Raw genomic sequence first — 15,308 nt, 5'->3', positions numbered from 1 at the left:
CCCGGTAGGCGCTGTTTCTAACTGCGCCGGGTTTTAGCCAGAAACTTTGAACACGTCAGAAACCCTCTTTAGTCCCGTAGGGACGGCATGTTTATAGAAATGTGCCTCCCCCATCTCCTAAGCCCTGTAAGGGCGGCATTTGTAAAGATGCCACTACAAAAGGATGTCAAAATCTCTAAATTGACACCTATGGTGTGGTTTGCAACCGCACCGGACTTCGCCAATAAATTACCGAACTAATTTTTCAATCCTCATATAAGCACACCTACAAGTATAATGATTAGTGCGCTTGTAAACGCACCATACATACGTATCAATGTAGAGATTTTTGGTTCGGTGTGGCTTTAGCACCTGCGCGGGGGTAAGGTGTTAAGTTGCAACATTAATCTGTTTCAGCAATCAAATTATCAACAGATGCCCGCCAAGTATCTTCAAATAACAGCCGAAATGACATTGGTTTTTCGTTGGGTAAATGGGCAGTGAACTCTCCATGATCTGTCGCATTCTGATAAGCCTTCTCCAAAGTCTTAAACAATTTTTCTTTATAGCATGTGTCAGTATTTCCCGCCAGATGTAGCCCTTTGGTTTCAAATACGACAAGCCGTTTCGGTTCTGTTTTGTCTCGTTCGAGACAAGCGATAAAATCAGGATAGACGCGGTCACGCCGCCAACCCTGCAAGTAATATCCTTGTCTTGCAGCAACGCGATGCCACCATTGAAACGCCTCTTTTTTATCAATGTAGATTGCAAAATCTTCCTCCAGATTGTTAAACTCCCCTTTAAACACTTTCTCAAATAAATTGCGTTCTAAAGGATCACCGTAATCCTTAGTTAGTGTTGTTGCGTCACGAGAAATGTTGATTTCAACTGTCTTTTCTATTTTGTAATTCAACTTCAAATCAGTATCAAGTCTAAACCTTATTTCATCGTCTTTGAGTTTTTGCTGGAATAAGTTTTCTGCAAGTTTGTCAATTTGGACACGCAATTTGTTTTTTATATCCTCAGATACATCAACCTGTCGCTTGTATAATATTTCGTCATCAATGCCTCTTTTCTCATAAGCCTCAAACGTTTCTTGGACAATACGTGCGGCCTGCCATGGGTTAGGAATAATGTCGCTTATTCGCCGAATAAAATATCCGATATCGTTGCTGATAGAAATAGCGGCTTTGTCATATTTATCCGATACCTTATCACCTTCTTTCAGATCAATCGTAATATCGGTTTGGTATGCTTCCTCTTCTTCCCAGTCGACAGGTTCGACAGCACTCAGTTGATGCCAATCAATAGCACCGAGTATGTCCCGGTCATAATCAAGCGTGTCCCACTCTTTCCCGCGCTTATGCAAAACTTTCGGTAGAAAAATCGATATTTCACGGTATGGTTTTCTACGTTCAATAGTAATTGGCTTGCTTTCATCATCAGTGCTAATATCCTTAACAAATTCATTGAGACCAGTTAAACCGACCGACTCTAAGCCTTCCTTTACTTTCTCAATAGATTTCTTGACATCTTGATTGTAGCAGTAGATATAACAACTATTCAGCTCGGGGTAATTTGTAGCGTGTGCATAGGGTTGACGCATAACTCTACCGACCATCTGTGTCATCGCCGTTTGTGCTTTTGTATTATCAAGAAGTGCAAGAATGTAAGCAAATGGGCAATCCCATCCTTCTTTCAAGGCATCCTTCGTAATGATATAACGGACCGGACAATCATCACTCATGAGATCAATTCCTGTAAGTTCATCTTGTTCTGACGACTTGACTTTTATTTGAGCTTCGGGGACCTTCAATGTATTTATCAGTTCCGTACGAACCTTATCTACATGAATTTTATTCTTATCTCGCTGATCTTTGCCGGTTGCTTCTACACGAATTAGGGCTATAGGACGAATATGGCGATTTTCCTCTTTTCGATATTGTTCCGCTACCTTCTCAAGTTTATCACGTTGTTCTTTTGTCTTAGCTAATGTAAACTTCCACGCCTCATTGCTATCTGGAAAGTTGCGAAGTTGGATCGGAAGTTTTATCATTTCCTCTGATTTTAGCGCAAGTCCTGAAGTGTTAACAAGAATGTTACTAATACCGATTTTTGGTGTGGCAGTGAGTTCAAGCACAAACCGCGGGTTGAAGCGATTCACTGTCTCTGCACACTGCTGGTATTCAATTGCAGCATCCTTACTTCCATACGCCTTGTGTGCCTCATCTAAAATTACTACTGGTCGCAGCAGTTTAAATACATTAGATAAGCTCCGTTCGACTTGTAAATCATCTGTCTTTATCTCTTTGTCTGCATCTTGCTGTTGATCTTCTTGATTCGGTTTAAGGTCAGGAAATTCTTCTAAAAATTTCTGATTTGCCTCTTTATCGTCTTCAATAGGAAAAAAAGACGCATTCCCACTGTTATTACGGAAAATTTTGAGAAATTCATCCTTTTCTTTTTTCCTATTTGCTGCGTGTAGACTCAAAACCATCACACACAGATTTTGTTGAACGTCTTGTAATGTGAAATTGTCCTGTTTCTGAAGTAGTTTGATGTGTCCGCCCGATGCATGTGTGAGAACTTGTCGATACGGATGGTCTTTGTCGCGAAATGTGTCCCATGTTTGTCTATAAATCGCATTCGTAGGCACAACCCACAACACTAAACCGGTTTTGACTTTCAAATGGCGCAATGCTTCTACACCTAACAATGTTTTTCCGCCACCCGTTGGTATCTTCATACAGACATGTGGTATTTGATTACCGCTTCTACTCTTTCGGTGGATATGCTTTGGAATGTTGTTCTTTCCTTTGTTACTTGGAATACTCGGTAATGTTCCTGCACCGCGTAATAATTTCCACGCTTTCTTTGGATTATCACGACCTTTTTTACGCGATGTTTCCAGTGCTTCTAAATAGCGATCTAATGCGTCTAACGCCTCTTGCTGATAACTTTTCAATTCCATTTAGGGTTTCACTCCTTAATACGATAGATATTGTATGGTAGCTGGCAGAAAGTGATTTGCATGTCAGTTAAATCTTTCTGGCTGATATTTTTATGTGATGCATATACGTACGCTTTTTTATCAGCATTCTTACAAGCGTTTTCTATTTTTCTTGCAAGTTCATAGTTTAAAGCGGATTCTCTACTCTGCATAAACGCTAATTCAGATTCATAAATAAGGTAAAAAAGGATATTTTCAGTTTCACCAAAACAGTAGTCTTTGCGTTTTTTGATAGGCGTAAATTCGCGTTTTCCTGTTGTGACAAAGGCGATGTAGTTAGCAACCGTCTCGTAATCGGGAAGTGGCTCACCAGTGAGTATGCGTATTTCGTCAATTGTCTCGCCGAGGGTGCAGTAGGTAAATGAACCGCCAAGTCCATCCTTGAGGTTTTGGTCTTTGGTATTCTCAACACCATTTATGACACGACGAACGCGTTCAGCTGTGATGTCGCTTACATAGTCTTTTTCGTGTTCTATCAAGATAAACTTTCGGTTACCACCATCTTCTTTATTGAGAGCAAGAGCAGCGTGGGCAGTAGTGCCACTGCCAGCGAAGGCATCAAGGATGATGTCATTTTTATCCATGGACACTCTGATTATTTTTCCAATTAAATCTGTTGGCTTTGGCGTTGAAAAAAGTTGTCCCCGTCCAAAAATGCTGATAAGTTCCTTAGTTCCATCGGTAGCAGTTCCCACATCACTCCATATAGTAAAAATATTGACTCCTTTCTCACGCGCTTCACTGAGAAACCGCTTATATTGTGGTTTAGAAGTCCCTCTTTTTCCGAAGATAATTCGCTTTTCTCTTAAGGCAATGTCGTACTTTTCCTTAGAGAACCTCCAATGTCTTCCCGATGGTGGTAAATAAACTTTCCCGGTATTGGGATTTGTTATTTCGTATGTCAAATTTTCCCTAATATGGGGGGCATCCATTGGATCTGCTACCCACGGACCACGAGGGTCTTTATCGGGATTGGAGAATTTGCTTTCATCAACATCTTCAGCGTTGAAAGTAAAAGAAGTCTTTTCAAGGGCGTAGCAGAGTATGTGGTTATGAGAAAGTGAAATATCTATGTCATTTTGACTTGATTTTCTGTGATGCCACACAATATTAGCAACAAAGTTACCTTCTCCAAAAATCTCGTCCATCAACATTCGCAAACGATGTACTTCGTTATCATCAATTGAGATAAAGATCACACCATTATCGGATAGCAGTTCTTTTAGCAAGTTCAATCTCGGCCACATCATGCACAGCCATTTATCATGGCGTTCCAAATCCTCACCATCAATGGGACTATTTTTCTTGAGCCATTCCTGCATAAGTGTACTATTGACGTTGTCATTGTAAACCCATTCCTCATTGCCAGTATTGTATGGCGGATCAATATAGATGCACTTAATACTATTTGCGTACCTTGGAAGGAGTGCTTTCAATACGTTCAAATTGTCGCCGTGTATAATCAGATTATCGTCAAGCGATGGTTCAGACTCACCAGTAAAGGATTTTTCGCCATCTATCTCTAACGTCTTAATAGGCACAGTCAAGTGATGTCCCCTTATAAATTGTTTCCCATTAAAATCGATTGTTGGCATAGTTAGTCCTTTCTACATCTGTCTTATGCATTATTTCAAGAGTGTTGTTGAGTGGAGTTGTTTATTGAAATGGATTGTCTTTATTGCACATAGGGTCATAGTGACCAACCAAGTCATCCTCAATATCTTTGCGTTTAGATTTAGCATCTACTTTATCAGAAAAATCCAGGATACATATATAATTCGCCCTATTCCTATTCGCCCATTCCCATTTTTCATGTTTGGCACTAACAGGACGATTTTTAGATGATTCAGTTTCACCAACGTAAAGAACTTCATAGTCCGAATATCCAGAGACATTGTTATGAATTGCTTTAGCGAAAATGTAAACGCATGGTCTATCGAGTGAATTACCAAATTCTCTGAAAGGATTTACTCGGTGGCATTTAAATAGATATTTTTCGCCAGATTCTCCAAAGAATATATGATTCTCAGGCCCTGCTGCCATGGTTTTATACTCCTTATTTAGTGTGGGAAGTTTAACTTCTGTCCCACAGCATGATTTTAAGCATCGCGACGAATTGTGTTACTTATGAAGGGGTGCGTTACTGAAGAGTATGAATCTGCCTATCATCATGTGTTTTCCATGCTGTTATTAGATTATTGTTTGTAGCAATGTCTATGATAAACAATTCAATATCAAGCTCTTCAGCAATCTGCAAAAGTATTTCTGCTTTATGACGATTACTAAACGCAGTCTGAATGTAACGTCCTGGGGCAATTTCAAATTTCTGATTAGTTCCAGGTTCATTTGAAATGAGAAGTCTGCTTGGAGTTCAAATACCGAGATTGTACACGTCCTCTACTCCAAGCATTATAATTACTTGATTGAAAGTTTCTCTTGGGCTTTGGCAACGGACAGGTATTCCGCTTGGGATTATGACTATAAATTTGCCACCGGTATCCCAAAGTCCTATGTGTTGTTCCAGAGCGTTTTTGCTTCGTTCAAGGAATTCACAAGTTTCAGTAAATAAAGAATCTCGTGTTTGATTCATATTGTTGTTTTCCTTATAGCAAAACCCTTGGCAGGCGCGATTTGATGAAGTTTAATAAAATCTTTCGGTAATTCTATGAGGAAATTTTCAGTCAACAAGGAAATCCAATCCTGAAAGTCCTTGAATCTTGGAAATCCTGATTCTGACAATTAACAGGCACATTACCAAATTAAATTTTTAATCCTCATAAAGCGCGCCTACGGATGAATCAACCTAATGGAAATGACCAGCGTGCGGATCAGCAGCGGCTGCCGCTGGATCCGGTGGTTCTTCAATTTCTGTAATGAGAGTTTCCGTAGTTAACAGCAAACCTGCGATACTGGAGGCATTCTGTAATGCCGAGCGGACAACTTTCGTCGGGTCAACAATCCCCTCTTCAAGCATATCGCCGTATTCGTTTGTTGCAGCGTTAAACCCGTAATTGCCTTCACCTTCTTGGACATTCGCGACAACAACGGAACCTTCCATACCAGCATTTTCCGCAATAGCACGGATGGGCGAGAGCAAACTTTGACGGATAATATTGCGTCCCGTGTCTTGGTCACCCTCCAATGCCAACGCGCTCAGTGACGATGCAGCACGTAAAAGTGCCGTACCGCCGCCAGCGACTATGCCTTCTTCAACAGCAGCACGCGTCGCAGCGAGCGCATCTTCAAATCGAGCCTTCTTCTCCTTCATCTCTACTTCTGTGGCAGCACCGACATTGACAACAGCGACACCACCCGCGAGTTTCGCGAGGCGTTCTTCTAACTTCTCTCGGTCATAATCGGAAGTTGTTTCTTCTATCTGTGTCCGGATCTGTGCGACCCTTCCATCAACGCCCTCTTTAGCACCCGTACCACCGACAATTGTGGTGTTATCCTTGTCAACAACAACACGTCGGGCTGTTCCCAGCATGCCAACAACAATGTTTTCCAGACGGATGCCGGTCTCTTCAGAGATGACCTGACCGCCCGTTAGGATCGCAATGTCTTCCAACATCTCTTTGCGTCGGTCCCCGAAACCGGGGGCTTTAACAGCAGCAACCTGAAGGTTTGCACGCAGTTTATTCACCACCAGTGTAGAGAGTGCTTCGCCTTCAACATCCTCAGCAATAATAAGCAAGGATCTGCCGAGTTGCATCGTCTTTTCCAGAATTGGTGCGAGATCAGTTACTGAGGAAATTTTATCGGTATTGATGAGAATATAAGGATTCTCAAATTCGACAACCTGTGCCTGCTCGTCGGTTACAAAGTTAGCGGAGAGGAAACCGCGATCAAACTGCATCCCCTCAACAATATCAACCGTCGTTTCTGAGGTTCTCCCTTCCTCAATCGTGATAGCACCGTCTTTTCCAACCTGTTCAAGAGATTGAGCGACAATAGAACCAATATTGCTATCGTTTGCTGGATCATTGGCTGCAATTGAGGCTACCTGTAAAACCTCTTCATGTGTATTGACAGCACGGCTCTGTGCAGCGATTGCATCAATGACAGTGGTCACGGCTTTGTCGATACCGATTTTTAACTGCATTGGATCCGCACCAGCTGTGACGTTCTTGAGACCCTCATGAAGAATTTCTTGCCCTAATAGGGTCGCAGTGGTCGTGCCATCTCCGGCAACGTCATTTGTTTTAGTCGCAATCGATTCGAGCAGTTGGGCACCCATATTTTCGTACGGGTCCGGGAGTTCAATTTCTTTTGCGACGGTAACACCATCGCATGTTACCAGCGGTGCCCCGAAAGATTTTTGAATGACAACATTTCTGCCACGGGGACCAAGAGTGACTTTCACGGCATTCGCAAGCGTATCCGCGCCGCGCTTGAGTGCCACCCTCGCTTCTTCGTCAAAGATAATTTGCTTTGCTGGCATTGAATTCCTCCTGTATAGATTTTTAGTGTTTCAATGTTAAATATAAAAGTGTTGCGATTACAAATCGCTATTATAATTATAGCATAGACACCCCATAAAGTCAATTTTTTATGGTAGGACGCGCAGGGGCATTCAACTCTTTGGTAGGAGGGAACTCTGATTCCCGACTCTTGGTAGGAGAGAACTCCGATTCCCGACATATCACGGAACGATCTCCTGATTGCGAGCTTCCGATCAAAATGGCGAAGACCTGTAGGGGCACCCCTTGTGGGTGCCCGCTGTTATTTCGGATTGGCAAGTTGGCTATGAAGGCCAACCTGTAGGGGTACCCCTTGTGGGTGCCCGCTCACCCTACCATAAATGATCCCTATTGGAACGCGACAACATAAAAATAGGCGAGGTGTTTTTGCTTGGATATTTCCGCAAAAAACCTCGCCTACAAGTAAAGCAATTCTTAGAATCCACGTGGACTTTTTAGGCTTCCCCACCTAACAGCCAATTTTTCTGCTGGGTCAACTGCAAGTGTTGCTTCACCTAAAGTAATCGCCGGAATGACAGGAACCGAACCTAATTCCAAAGAGACGGCATCTATCGTCTCAATCCAATCATCGGGGCGCGGGTTTTCCCACTTTGTCGTAATTAATCCTGCGTGTCCACAAGGACCGCCTTCCTTCTTAACCCATCCCCAGACAGAATTATCGTCTTCGAGTGCAGCATCATCGTGGCACCAATCATCCGAGTTAAAACCCGAAATCATCTCAAGCTCTTCCTCCTTGCCACTCCGATAGTGCATCACAAACTTGTAGCTTGGAACGCCATTCTGTTCCCACCCAGTCGCATGGAAAAAATAGACGAATTTTGCCTTACCACCAATGACGATATCGTTGACTGCCTTGGGCCATTTCGCGGCATTGGTCCCGAAGAGGACGATGGCACCGTCTATAATTTGAAACTCGACCTTTCCGTCCGGCCCCTCAAACTCGCCAACCTCATCAATCGGTAAACGTGAGAGCGTACTATCACCAGGGTTCAGCGTCCACCATTGGTGGTCAACCAATTTCGTGTTGACAACGGCTTCCAAATCAATATGTACCCATTCGTCTAACGCCGTAGCAATTCCTGCTGAAAAAAGACTGACAGCACAAAACAGAGCAATTAGTACGAACACCTTAACCAGTTTCATAACGAATTCCTCCTATACTAAAGTTTAGACAATTTATAGTAAAGATCGAAACATGTAGACAGGTTTTCAGGAAACAAACGCTCACTACCGCTGGCGAGGGAGTTTTGCTTGGGTATTTCCCCGAGTATCCTCGCCTTCCAATAATAAACGCTCATCGCCGCTGGCGAGGATTGTATCCTCGCCTTCTTGTAATCGCCAAATAAGTGTGATAATAAGGCAACCCTCTCGCTGCTGGCGAGGGAGTTTTGCTTGGGTATTTCCCCGAGTATCCTCGCCTTCTAATAATAAACGCTCATCGCCGCTGGCGAGGATTGTATCCTCGCCTTCTTGCAATCGCCAAATAATACGGTCCCTTTACCATAAGTTTGTTTGATGCACAATGTTCAAACCTTTTGATATTTTTTACGAGTTTCCACGCGAGCGTAACTCGTAGAAAAAACATCTCATTGATTTCCAAGAGCCGCAGCCCCGTAGGGGCGGTATCTGTATAGAACCGGTTAACCCAACCTCCCAAGCCCCGTAGGGGCGACATCTGTATCGTATGACCGTTCAGTTTCACCGAAATATAGAGGGATCTTACTCAAATAGAATGTCTTAACGAAACTCATGTTAATATAACACAATTGAAAATAGTGTCTACAAATTTCAGGGGTTGGCATAGAAAGTATATGTGGTAGGTCCAATTAGCATCAATTTCCGAGATGCTTGTTATAGGCAAACTCAAGCACTGGCAGAACTTCCATAGACACTAAATTGGCATCATCCCATCCCAAAGCCCGAAGAATCGGTAAAACGACATATTGCTGAGTGGTCGCTTCATTGGCTTCTGCTAAGTGTTGCTTGTGTTCAAGGATGTGGGCAATAGTGTTTCTCAAATCAGTCATTTAAAATTTCCTTTAAGAAAGGTTTTTCTGGGGTTATCCCCAGCTCCCTGCAGAATTCAAGGTAACCCACAACGGATTTTTCCATCTCTTCGCGGAGTTCAGCGACAGATGCTCCATAAAACGTGATTACTTCATTGGTGTTAACTACCGTTCCATGGAAAAGATCAATTTCTGGATCAAAATCAACAGCACCAATATAGCCTTTATACGCAATCATAACATAACTCCAACAGAAAGCAAACCTTTTATTCTTTTCGAGACGGCACAGCAGGCTCAACATATAACGTCTTCTCACGCGTGTAATGCACATAACCCGCGACGTTCCCCTTCCGCTTCACGACATACCGCGCCCATGTATAATCAACAGGCACATTACTGGCGTGATGCGCTTTGCTATAGTAAGCAGCAAGTTGCGCAGCTTGTAATAACGTCGGCATCGGGATGTCCTGACGATTCTCTGGGTTTCGGATGATAACATGCGAGCCGTGAATCTGCTTCGCATGAAGCCACATATCACGCGGCTTGGCAATCTGACGCAAGAGCAGGTCATTAGACTCACTGTTCCGTCCAACATATATCTGAAAGCCGTTAGCAGAGGTATACCTTCGGAAGGGACCGGCACTGACCTCCTGTTTCTGTTTACCCCGTTGTGCGGCCTTGAGATAGCCGTTGGCGACAAACTCCGTACGCAGACGTTGCAGAGCCTCTAACGCGTCAGCCGCTTCTAATTTGGACGCATAGAGTTGTAATGTTTCCTGATCCGCCTCTATATCCGAAATCAACTGTTGGATACGTGAATGCCCCCGTTTCGCTTTCGTGTATTTTTTGAAATAGGTCTGTGCATTTTCAGAGGGACCCTGTTCAGGATTGAGCGGGATGGTCAACATCTCAAGCTCAGAACTGTAGTAATTCTGCAGCGCAACCTGTTTCTGTCCGCGACTGATAGTATGTAAATTAGCGAGAATCAATTCACCCTGAATGCGGTAATCCTCCGCCTTTTCTGCCCGTTCCAAATCTTTGTGTAGCCCTGCTGCCTTCCGCTGGACCAGATTCTCTTGTTTCGTCAATGCCTGCTTGAGAGCGCGACGTTCTGAAGCAATGTTTTCTTTCAGAGTGATCGCATCGTAATAAGCAGCGAGTGCATCGCTCATCGTGTCAAAAGCCTGAGCGGATGCGTTCGGAAATTGATGCAACGGTAGGGGTGATGCTGCAAGAGGTTCATCTTCATCCATGAGCAGCTGCGGTGAAGCGCTCTCTGGATTGAAATAGGCAATTACCTGCTGATAGGCACTCCAGAGATCTGTTTGAGTTGTCCGCGCGATAATTTCCTTCGCCAAGGTCGGACTGAGACCGTCAATCTTATTAAAAAGCTGCCGCCAACTCACCTCTTGTGGCTCACTAAACAGTTGAATAAACGTTGACTCGTCCAAGCTTAAAGGATCCAATTTATCCTGTTGTGGCGGTAAAATGTAGGTTTCGCCGGGCAAAATCTCTCGATGTCGGCTCATTGTTTCATCAATACGCTTGAAACTTTCCAAGATTCTGTCATCGCTCGCGTCAATCAGGATAATATTGCTATGCTTACCCATAAATTCAGCGACAATCGCTTTGGGGGAGGGCTGTATCGGGTCATCAGATGTGGGTTGAACGGTGATCTTAAGTATCCGATCCCAACCGAGCTGCTCAATCGCGGTAATAGTACCACGTCTAAGATGCGTTGCGAGGAAATCCGCGAGATAGGATTGTTTTTGTCCAGATGGCGGTTTTTCGATGAGATGGGCGCGAGCATGCAACGAATGTGCGGATAAAGTAAGCCACTGCGTCTGGGCAGCATGACCTACCTTAAACGAAAAAGTGTGAGGATTCGCCTGTTCAATATGTCGAATCGTCCCGTCTAAAAGGGCTTCACGCAACTCTTCAACAACCAGACGAAGTGCTAAACTATCATACGACATCGTGGAGATCTCTTCAATAAACAAAAATACATTATTAGTAGTATTATTGTATCATGAAGAAACGCCATTGTCAAATCAGCCAGAAGCAGTCAGTCTGTAGGAGGGAACTCCGATTCCCGACTTCTGTTCTATAGCAAGGATTTTTCAAGCGCGATACCCAGCATAAAACGGATAAAAAAGGAAATCTACAGAGATGTAGATCTCCTGTAGGGGCATCCCTTGTGGGTGCCCGTAAACTTGTAGGGGCATCCCTTGTGGGTGCCCGTAAATTCACTAATGATACCGTTTCAAGTTTTGCGCTATCCCCCGAAGCTGCTCCTGAATTTCCGACGGGACACGCGGGTTAAACGGACCACCAGTTCCAGCAGCGATATCGTCAAAACCGCTCAAGATCATCGCCTCAATAACAGCGGAATAGTTATAAACCCGCTCGTTCATAAAACGGATATCCTCAAGCGGTGCGATGTCGGCTTCAATGCGTGCTGAGGTCTCATAATCGCCTCGGCGTTGGGCATTGTTAATCTCGTCAGAGGCGCGTGCAAATGCAACAGCAATACCGGAAGTATGCCCTTTCGTTCCTAACTCAGCAGGACGCGTACACCTATCACCGATACCCCACATCACAATCCCACTATCACCTACGCCTTCAACGAGTGGCGCAACGTCCTCTTCACCTGTGCCTATTTTCACACCGACGAAATGTGGAGAATCATTTAGGAGGCGAATGACCGCTGCTATGTCGCGTTTCTGACGGAAATAGTAGAGGAACCGCGCACCACAGGCAGTGCCGTAGTCTTCTCCGAATCTCATGTATTCTTGATAAATACCTTCTGGACTGGAGACACCGGTCAAGGGCATAAGCAAGTACACATCTGGTGGTCTACGGAGTTCCGCCTGTGCATCAATAAGTTGCCCGGCTTGACGAATCGGATTAGGGACAATACCAGACATGAGGATGCCATCATCTCCTATCTGTTGTCCAGTTTTATCGATGAGACGAAGCTGCTCTGTTTCACTGATATGATGAATCAAACTTGTCCCCGCAATAGCAATGACCCGCTGCCGCCCTTCGTCGAGATAGTTATTACGCATCAAATAGTCAACGTTTTTGGCGTGTCCGGTGTAATCAATCTTGTCCCCTTTAAAAGGGACTATAGGAATCGCAGTAACCGAATTGAGTGCGTCCAAAAGTAGTGATAGTTCTAATGGCATAGCAGTCCTCCTTATTCAGTTTTCAGTTGTCAGTTAAGAGAGGTTTTCGACTAACCTCCTTTACTTCTTAAAATAGCATTAAAATTTGTAGTCCGTAACGAAGTGGAGGACGGACTTAAGAAACGCACGTCAAAGTCCAAACGTCCGTTGTTCCTCCGCAAGGTAAAATTAAAATCTTTTCCGTAGCACAAGCGCACTTGTTAGCACACCTGCTGACATGTTAGTTTGGACATCTATTTCAAAAGCGTTGACTCCTGTCTGCATGGGCGTATTTTGCACGCGGGTGTTGAAGCGTTTAGTTGTAATCCTCGCTTCCACAGCACTCACAACATGGTTCAAAATTGCCATACCTAAAAAGAACTTCGCGCGTTGAAAGGTATCGTTCGCTTTTTGCCGTAGGTCAAACGCTTCTAAACGACGAGGCGAGTCAAACCCGATATCACCATCCTTTTCATTTTTGAGTGCAGGGTCGAGATCCGTCCAGTACCACTTTCCAGTCCGTGCCCGCGTCGCTTCAGAATCATAGACATGGTTCCATGTTTCATATTGGGTGGCGTGCTCAAAATCCTCAATGGGATCCCAATCCTCAAAGGAACCAGGACCGATAAAAACAACGTGTTGCCTGACAACATCACGATAGTCGTCTCGAATGTTTGAAGCGTTGTTCCACAAAAGAAAATAGCTCGCGAGGAAAACGCCCTCTGCTGCCATGTAAAAATAGCCACGCTTAGCACCTGTATAGAGTTGCCCCATACCCGGAACGACAAGCGAATAAAGGAACGCCTCATTTGGAGATTTCAGCGTCGGGAGTTCTTGAATCGCCTTCATAGCAACAGTGGATTGATTCGCGAGCGAACGATTTCCAAGGGCAGAATCGAGATAGAAGGCTGTGAAAGGTTCTGCCTTAAGGCTCTCGGCAGCGAAGCAGACACTAGACAATAACAAACAGAAGATCAGCACCAGTATTAAAGTTTCGGCGTTAAATTTCACCAAGTTTTTCGGGCTGGAGGTTTCCCCTGTCTTTAGGCAGGGGAGGAAAGCCCGGCTCCTATATTTTTTCTTGACGAAACGTGTCAAAAATGTTAGAATGTTCCTTGTAGTGCAAGGTTGCGAGTTATGCGGCTGTTTCGCTACCCCCGTGTGCGACTCGTGTAAAGCTACAGCACCATACGGAAAAGAAACAGGCAGACGCTGGTGGAGGAGACGCTGAGTGTAATGGGAAACGAAATTGCGTAACTGCACGTTCCCGAAAATAGCACTCGTATAGATTTTAGGGTGGCTTGCACCCTTCGTGGAGAGCGTTGGGTTACCAACCTCTGTGAAACGAGAAACTTATCGGTAGACCGATAGGGTTTGTATTTTACAAACCCCCTGCCTTTAGGCGGGGGTACATTGACTTTACTATTATTTTCCTCTTAAAAGGCGACTATTCCTGTTACTTCAATGAGCCGCTGATTGTTTGGACCAAAACTCGGACCGTAACTCAAATCGAGATTAAATAGAGATAGCTTCGCGCCGATACCACCCGTAAAATAATCCGTCCAGTTTGCGAGGTGGATACCGGGCTCAACTTTGTAACCCACTCGGAGCGCAAGTAGATCGGCGATCCAATACTCCAAGCCGAGGTTCTTTTGAAGATGCCGCCATTCAAATGCTCGGATACCTACCCCGCGATCGGACAGGAGTTGCTCACGCGTCAACTTTTCCTCCCTTTCAGCATTAAGCCGCTCTAAATCAAGGGCTAATTCATCTTCATCCTCTGCTAATTTATCGATATAGGCTGTGAGACCACTCACCAAACGCACGTGATTATATTGATCCTGATAAAGACTCACGGAAGTCCCAAGCCGAAAAAAGCGTGGTAAGGGATCCGCTTGGTTCTCATCAATGAACGATATGCCGGGGCCAACGTTCTGGATAGCAACACCAACTGTCGTGGGCATGAGCTCAAAAGGGAGAAGATATTGCGCACCTAAATCGATAGCATAAGAACTACCATTCTCTCGCCCGAGCACCATTCGAATCATTTTACCACTAATTCCCGCTGACAAAGACTCTGTAATCCGGTCCGCATAAGAGAATGTGAAGGCGAAGTTGGTTCCGAGACTCTCCTCACGGAGGACATCCGGCGAGTCGGTTGTCACAGCGATTGTGCCTTGCCCTTGCATCTGAAGCGTGGCACCGATAGTTCCAATGTCACCGAGGGGCATCGCACCAGAGATAAACGTATAATATAACCCTTCCCCGGCTTCCCCGAAAGGCGCACTGTAATCTGTATAAAACATTGAGGTTTGCGCCGCTTTTTTGCCGGAACGGAGTTTGCTCTCAGGCATATCCGCAAGTCCGCTTGGGTTCCAGAGCGATGTCGTCACATCACCAGACATCGCAGAAAACGCGTCGCCGAGGGACCTCGCTCGCGCACCGCCGCCAAGATTCAGGATTTGTGCACCCGTTCGTCCGGGTCCCGCAAGAGCCGTAATTGGGGAAAAGACGGCGAGCCATATAAGTAGTGTAAAAGTTTTACGTGTAAAAAAGCGCACTGAAATGTAACTCCTCTTTTCATTATTAAATGCGATTCTGATTTTATATGCTTGCGATATATATAATAACGCAATTTGCCTTAAAAACGCAAATCGCTTTAATT

At 44.6% G+C, this 15,308-nt stretch carries 12 protein-coding genes; all 12 read right to left on the bottom strand.

The window, feature by feature from the left end:
- Nucleotides 1–382 precede the first annotated feature (382 nt).
- Nucleotides 383–2,950: a DEAD/DEAH box helicase family protein gene (locus tag OXH39_08400; protein ID MCY3550470.1), complete on the bottom strand. Its 2,568-nt coding sequence runs from the start codon at nucleotides 2,948–2,950 to the stop codon at nucleotides 383–385.
- Between the two features lie 8 nt (nucleotides 2,951–2,958).
- Nucleotides 2,959–4,584: a site-specific DNA-methyltransferase gene (locus tag OXH39_08395; GenBank protein ID MCY3550469.1), complete on the bottom strand. Its 1,626-nt coding sequence runs from the start codon at nucleotides 4,582–4,584 to the stop codon at nucleotides 2,959–2,961.
- A 61-nt stretch (nucleotides 4,585–4,645) separates the two neighbouring features.
- On the bottom strand, nucleotides 4,646–5,032 hold the full coding sequence (locus tag OXH39_08390; GenBank protein MCY3550468.1) for a hypothetical protein: 387 nt from the start codon (nucleotides 5,030–5,032) through the stop codon (nucleotides 4,646–4,648).
- A 760-nt stretch (nucleotides 5,033–5,792) separates the two neighbouring features.
- Entirely contained in the window at nucleotides 5,793–7,430 is a 1,638-nt protein-coding gene (gene groL / locus OXH39_08385) for a chaperonin GroEL (protein ID MCY3550467.1), read from the bottom strand.
- Between the two features lie 454 nt (nucleotides 7,431–7,884).
- Complete coding sequence (locus OXH39_08380; GenBank protein MCY3550466.1) at nucleotides 7,885–8,613, bottom strand: hypothetical protein; 729 nt, start codon at nucleotides 8,611–8,613, stop codon at nucleotides 7,885–7,887.
- A gap of 84 nt (nucleotides 8,614–8,697) precedes the next feature.
- Entirely contained in the window at nucleotides 8,698–8,946 is a 249-nt protein-coding gene (locus OXH39_08375) for a hypothetical protein (protein MCY3550465.1), read from the bottom strand.
- A 356-nt stretch (nucleotides 8,947–9,302) separates the two neighbouring features.
- The gene (locus tag OXH39_08370; protein MCY3550464.1) at nucleotides 9,303–9,497 is read right to left on the bottom strand and encodes a hypothetical protein; all 195 of its coding nucleotides are present in this window, start codon (nucleotides 9,495–9,497) and stop codon (nucleotides 9,303–9,305) included.
- Nucleotides 9,490–9,714, bottom strand: a complete 225-nt coding sequence (locus tag OXH39_08365; GenBank protein MCY3550463.1) for a type II toxin-antitoxin system HicB family antitoxin — start codon at nucleotides 9,712–9,714, stop codon at nucleotides 9,490–9,492. Before OXH39_08365 ends, OXH39_08370 begins: the two co-directional genes overlap by 8 nt.
- Nucleotides 9,715–9,742: 28 nt before the next feature.
- Complete coding sequence (locus tag OXH39_08360) at nucleotides 9,743–11,452, bottom strand: NFACT RNA binding domain-containing protein (protein ID MCY3550462.1); 1,710 nt, start codon at nucleotides 11,450–11,452, stop codon at nucleotides 9,743–9,745.
- A gap of 273 nt (nucleotides 11,453–11,725) precedes the next feature.
- On the bottom strand, nucleotides 11,726–12,664 hold the full coding sequence (locus OXH39_08355; GenBank protein MCY3550461.1) for a dihydrodipicolinate synthase family protein: 939 nt from the start codon (nucleotides 12,662–12,664) through the stop codon (nucleotides 11,726–11,728).
- 168 nt (nucleotides 12,665–12,832) lie between these two features.
- Nucleotides 12,833–13,654, bottom strand: a complete 822-nt coding sequence (locus OXH39_08350) for a hypothetical protein (protein ID MCY3550460.1) — start codon at nucleotides 13,652–13,654, stop codon at nucleotides 12,833–12,835.
- A gap of 425 nt (nucleotides 13,655–14,079) precedes the next feature.
- Nucleotides 14,080–15,204 carry a PorV/PorQ family protein gene (locus tag OXH39_08345; GenBank protein MCY3550459.1) on the bottom strand — a complete coding sequence of 375 codons (1,125 nt, stop codon included), beginning with the start codon at nucleotides 15,202–15,204 and terminating at the stop codon, nucleotides 14,080–14,082.
- Nucleotides 15,205–15,308 lie beyond the last annotated feature (104 nt).

This window comes from Candidatus Poribacteria bacterium, from assembly GCA_026702755.1.
Lineage (GTDB): Bacteria > Poribacteria > WGA-4E > WGA-4E > WGA-3G > WGA-3G.
The sequence above is the reverse complement of the archived record's forward strand: the minus strand, read 5'-3'. Positions and strand labels throughout refer to the sequence as shown.

Bases quoted from the DNA above. Each gene is read 5' to 3' on its own strand.
- OXH39_08380 (MCY3550466.1), bottom strand. From the start codon at position 8,613: ATGAAACTGGTTAAGGTGTTCGTACTAATTGCTCTGTTTTGTGCTGTC.
- groL (MCY3550467.1), bottom strand. From the start codon at position 7,430: ATGCCAGCAAAGCAAATTATCTTTGACGAAGAAGCGAGGGTGGCACTC.
- OXH39_08400 (MCY3550470.1), bottom strand. From the start codon at position 2,950: ATGGAATTGAAAAGTTATCAGCAAGAGGCGTTAGACGCATTAGATCGC.
- OXH39_08395 (MCY3550469.1), bottom strand. From the start codon at position 4,584: ATGCCAACAATCGATTTTAATGGGAAACAATTTATAAGGGGACATCAC.
- OXH39_08355 (MCY3550461.1), bottom strand. From the start codon at position 12,664: ATGCCATTAGAACTATCACTACTTTTGGACGCACTCAATTCGGTTACT.
- OXH39_08365 (MCY3550463.1), bottom strand. From the start codon at position 9,714: ATGATTGCGTATAAAGGCTATATTGGTGCTGTTGATTTTGATCCAGAA.
- OXH39_08370 (MCY3550464.1), bottom strand. From the start codon at position 9,497: ATGACTGATTTGAGAAACACTATTGCCCACATCCTTGAACACAAGCAA.
- OXH39_08390 (MCY3550468.1), bottom strand. From the start codon at position 5,032: ATGGCAGCAGGGCCTGAGAATCATATATTCTTTGGAGAATCTGGCGAA.
- OXH39_08360 (MCY3550462.1), bottom strand. From the start codon at position 11,452: ATGTCGTATGATAGTTTAGCACTTCGTCTGGTTGTTGAAGAGTTGCGT.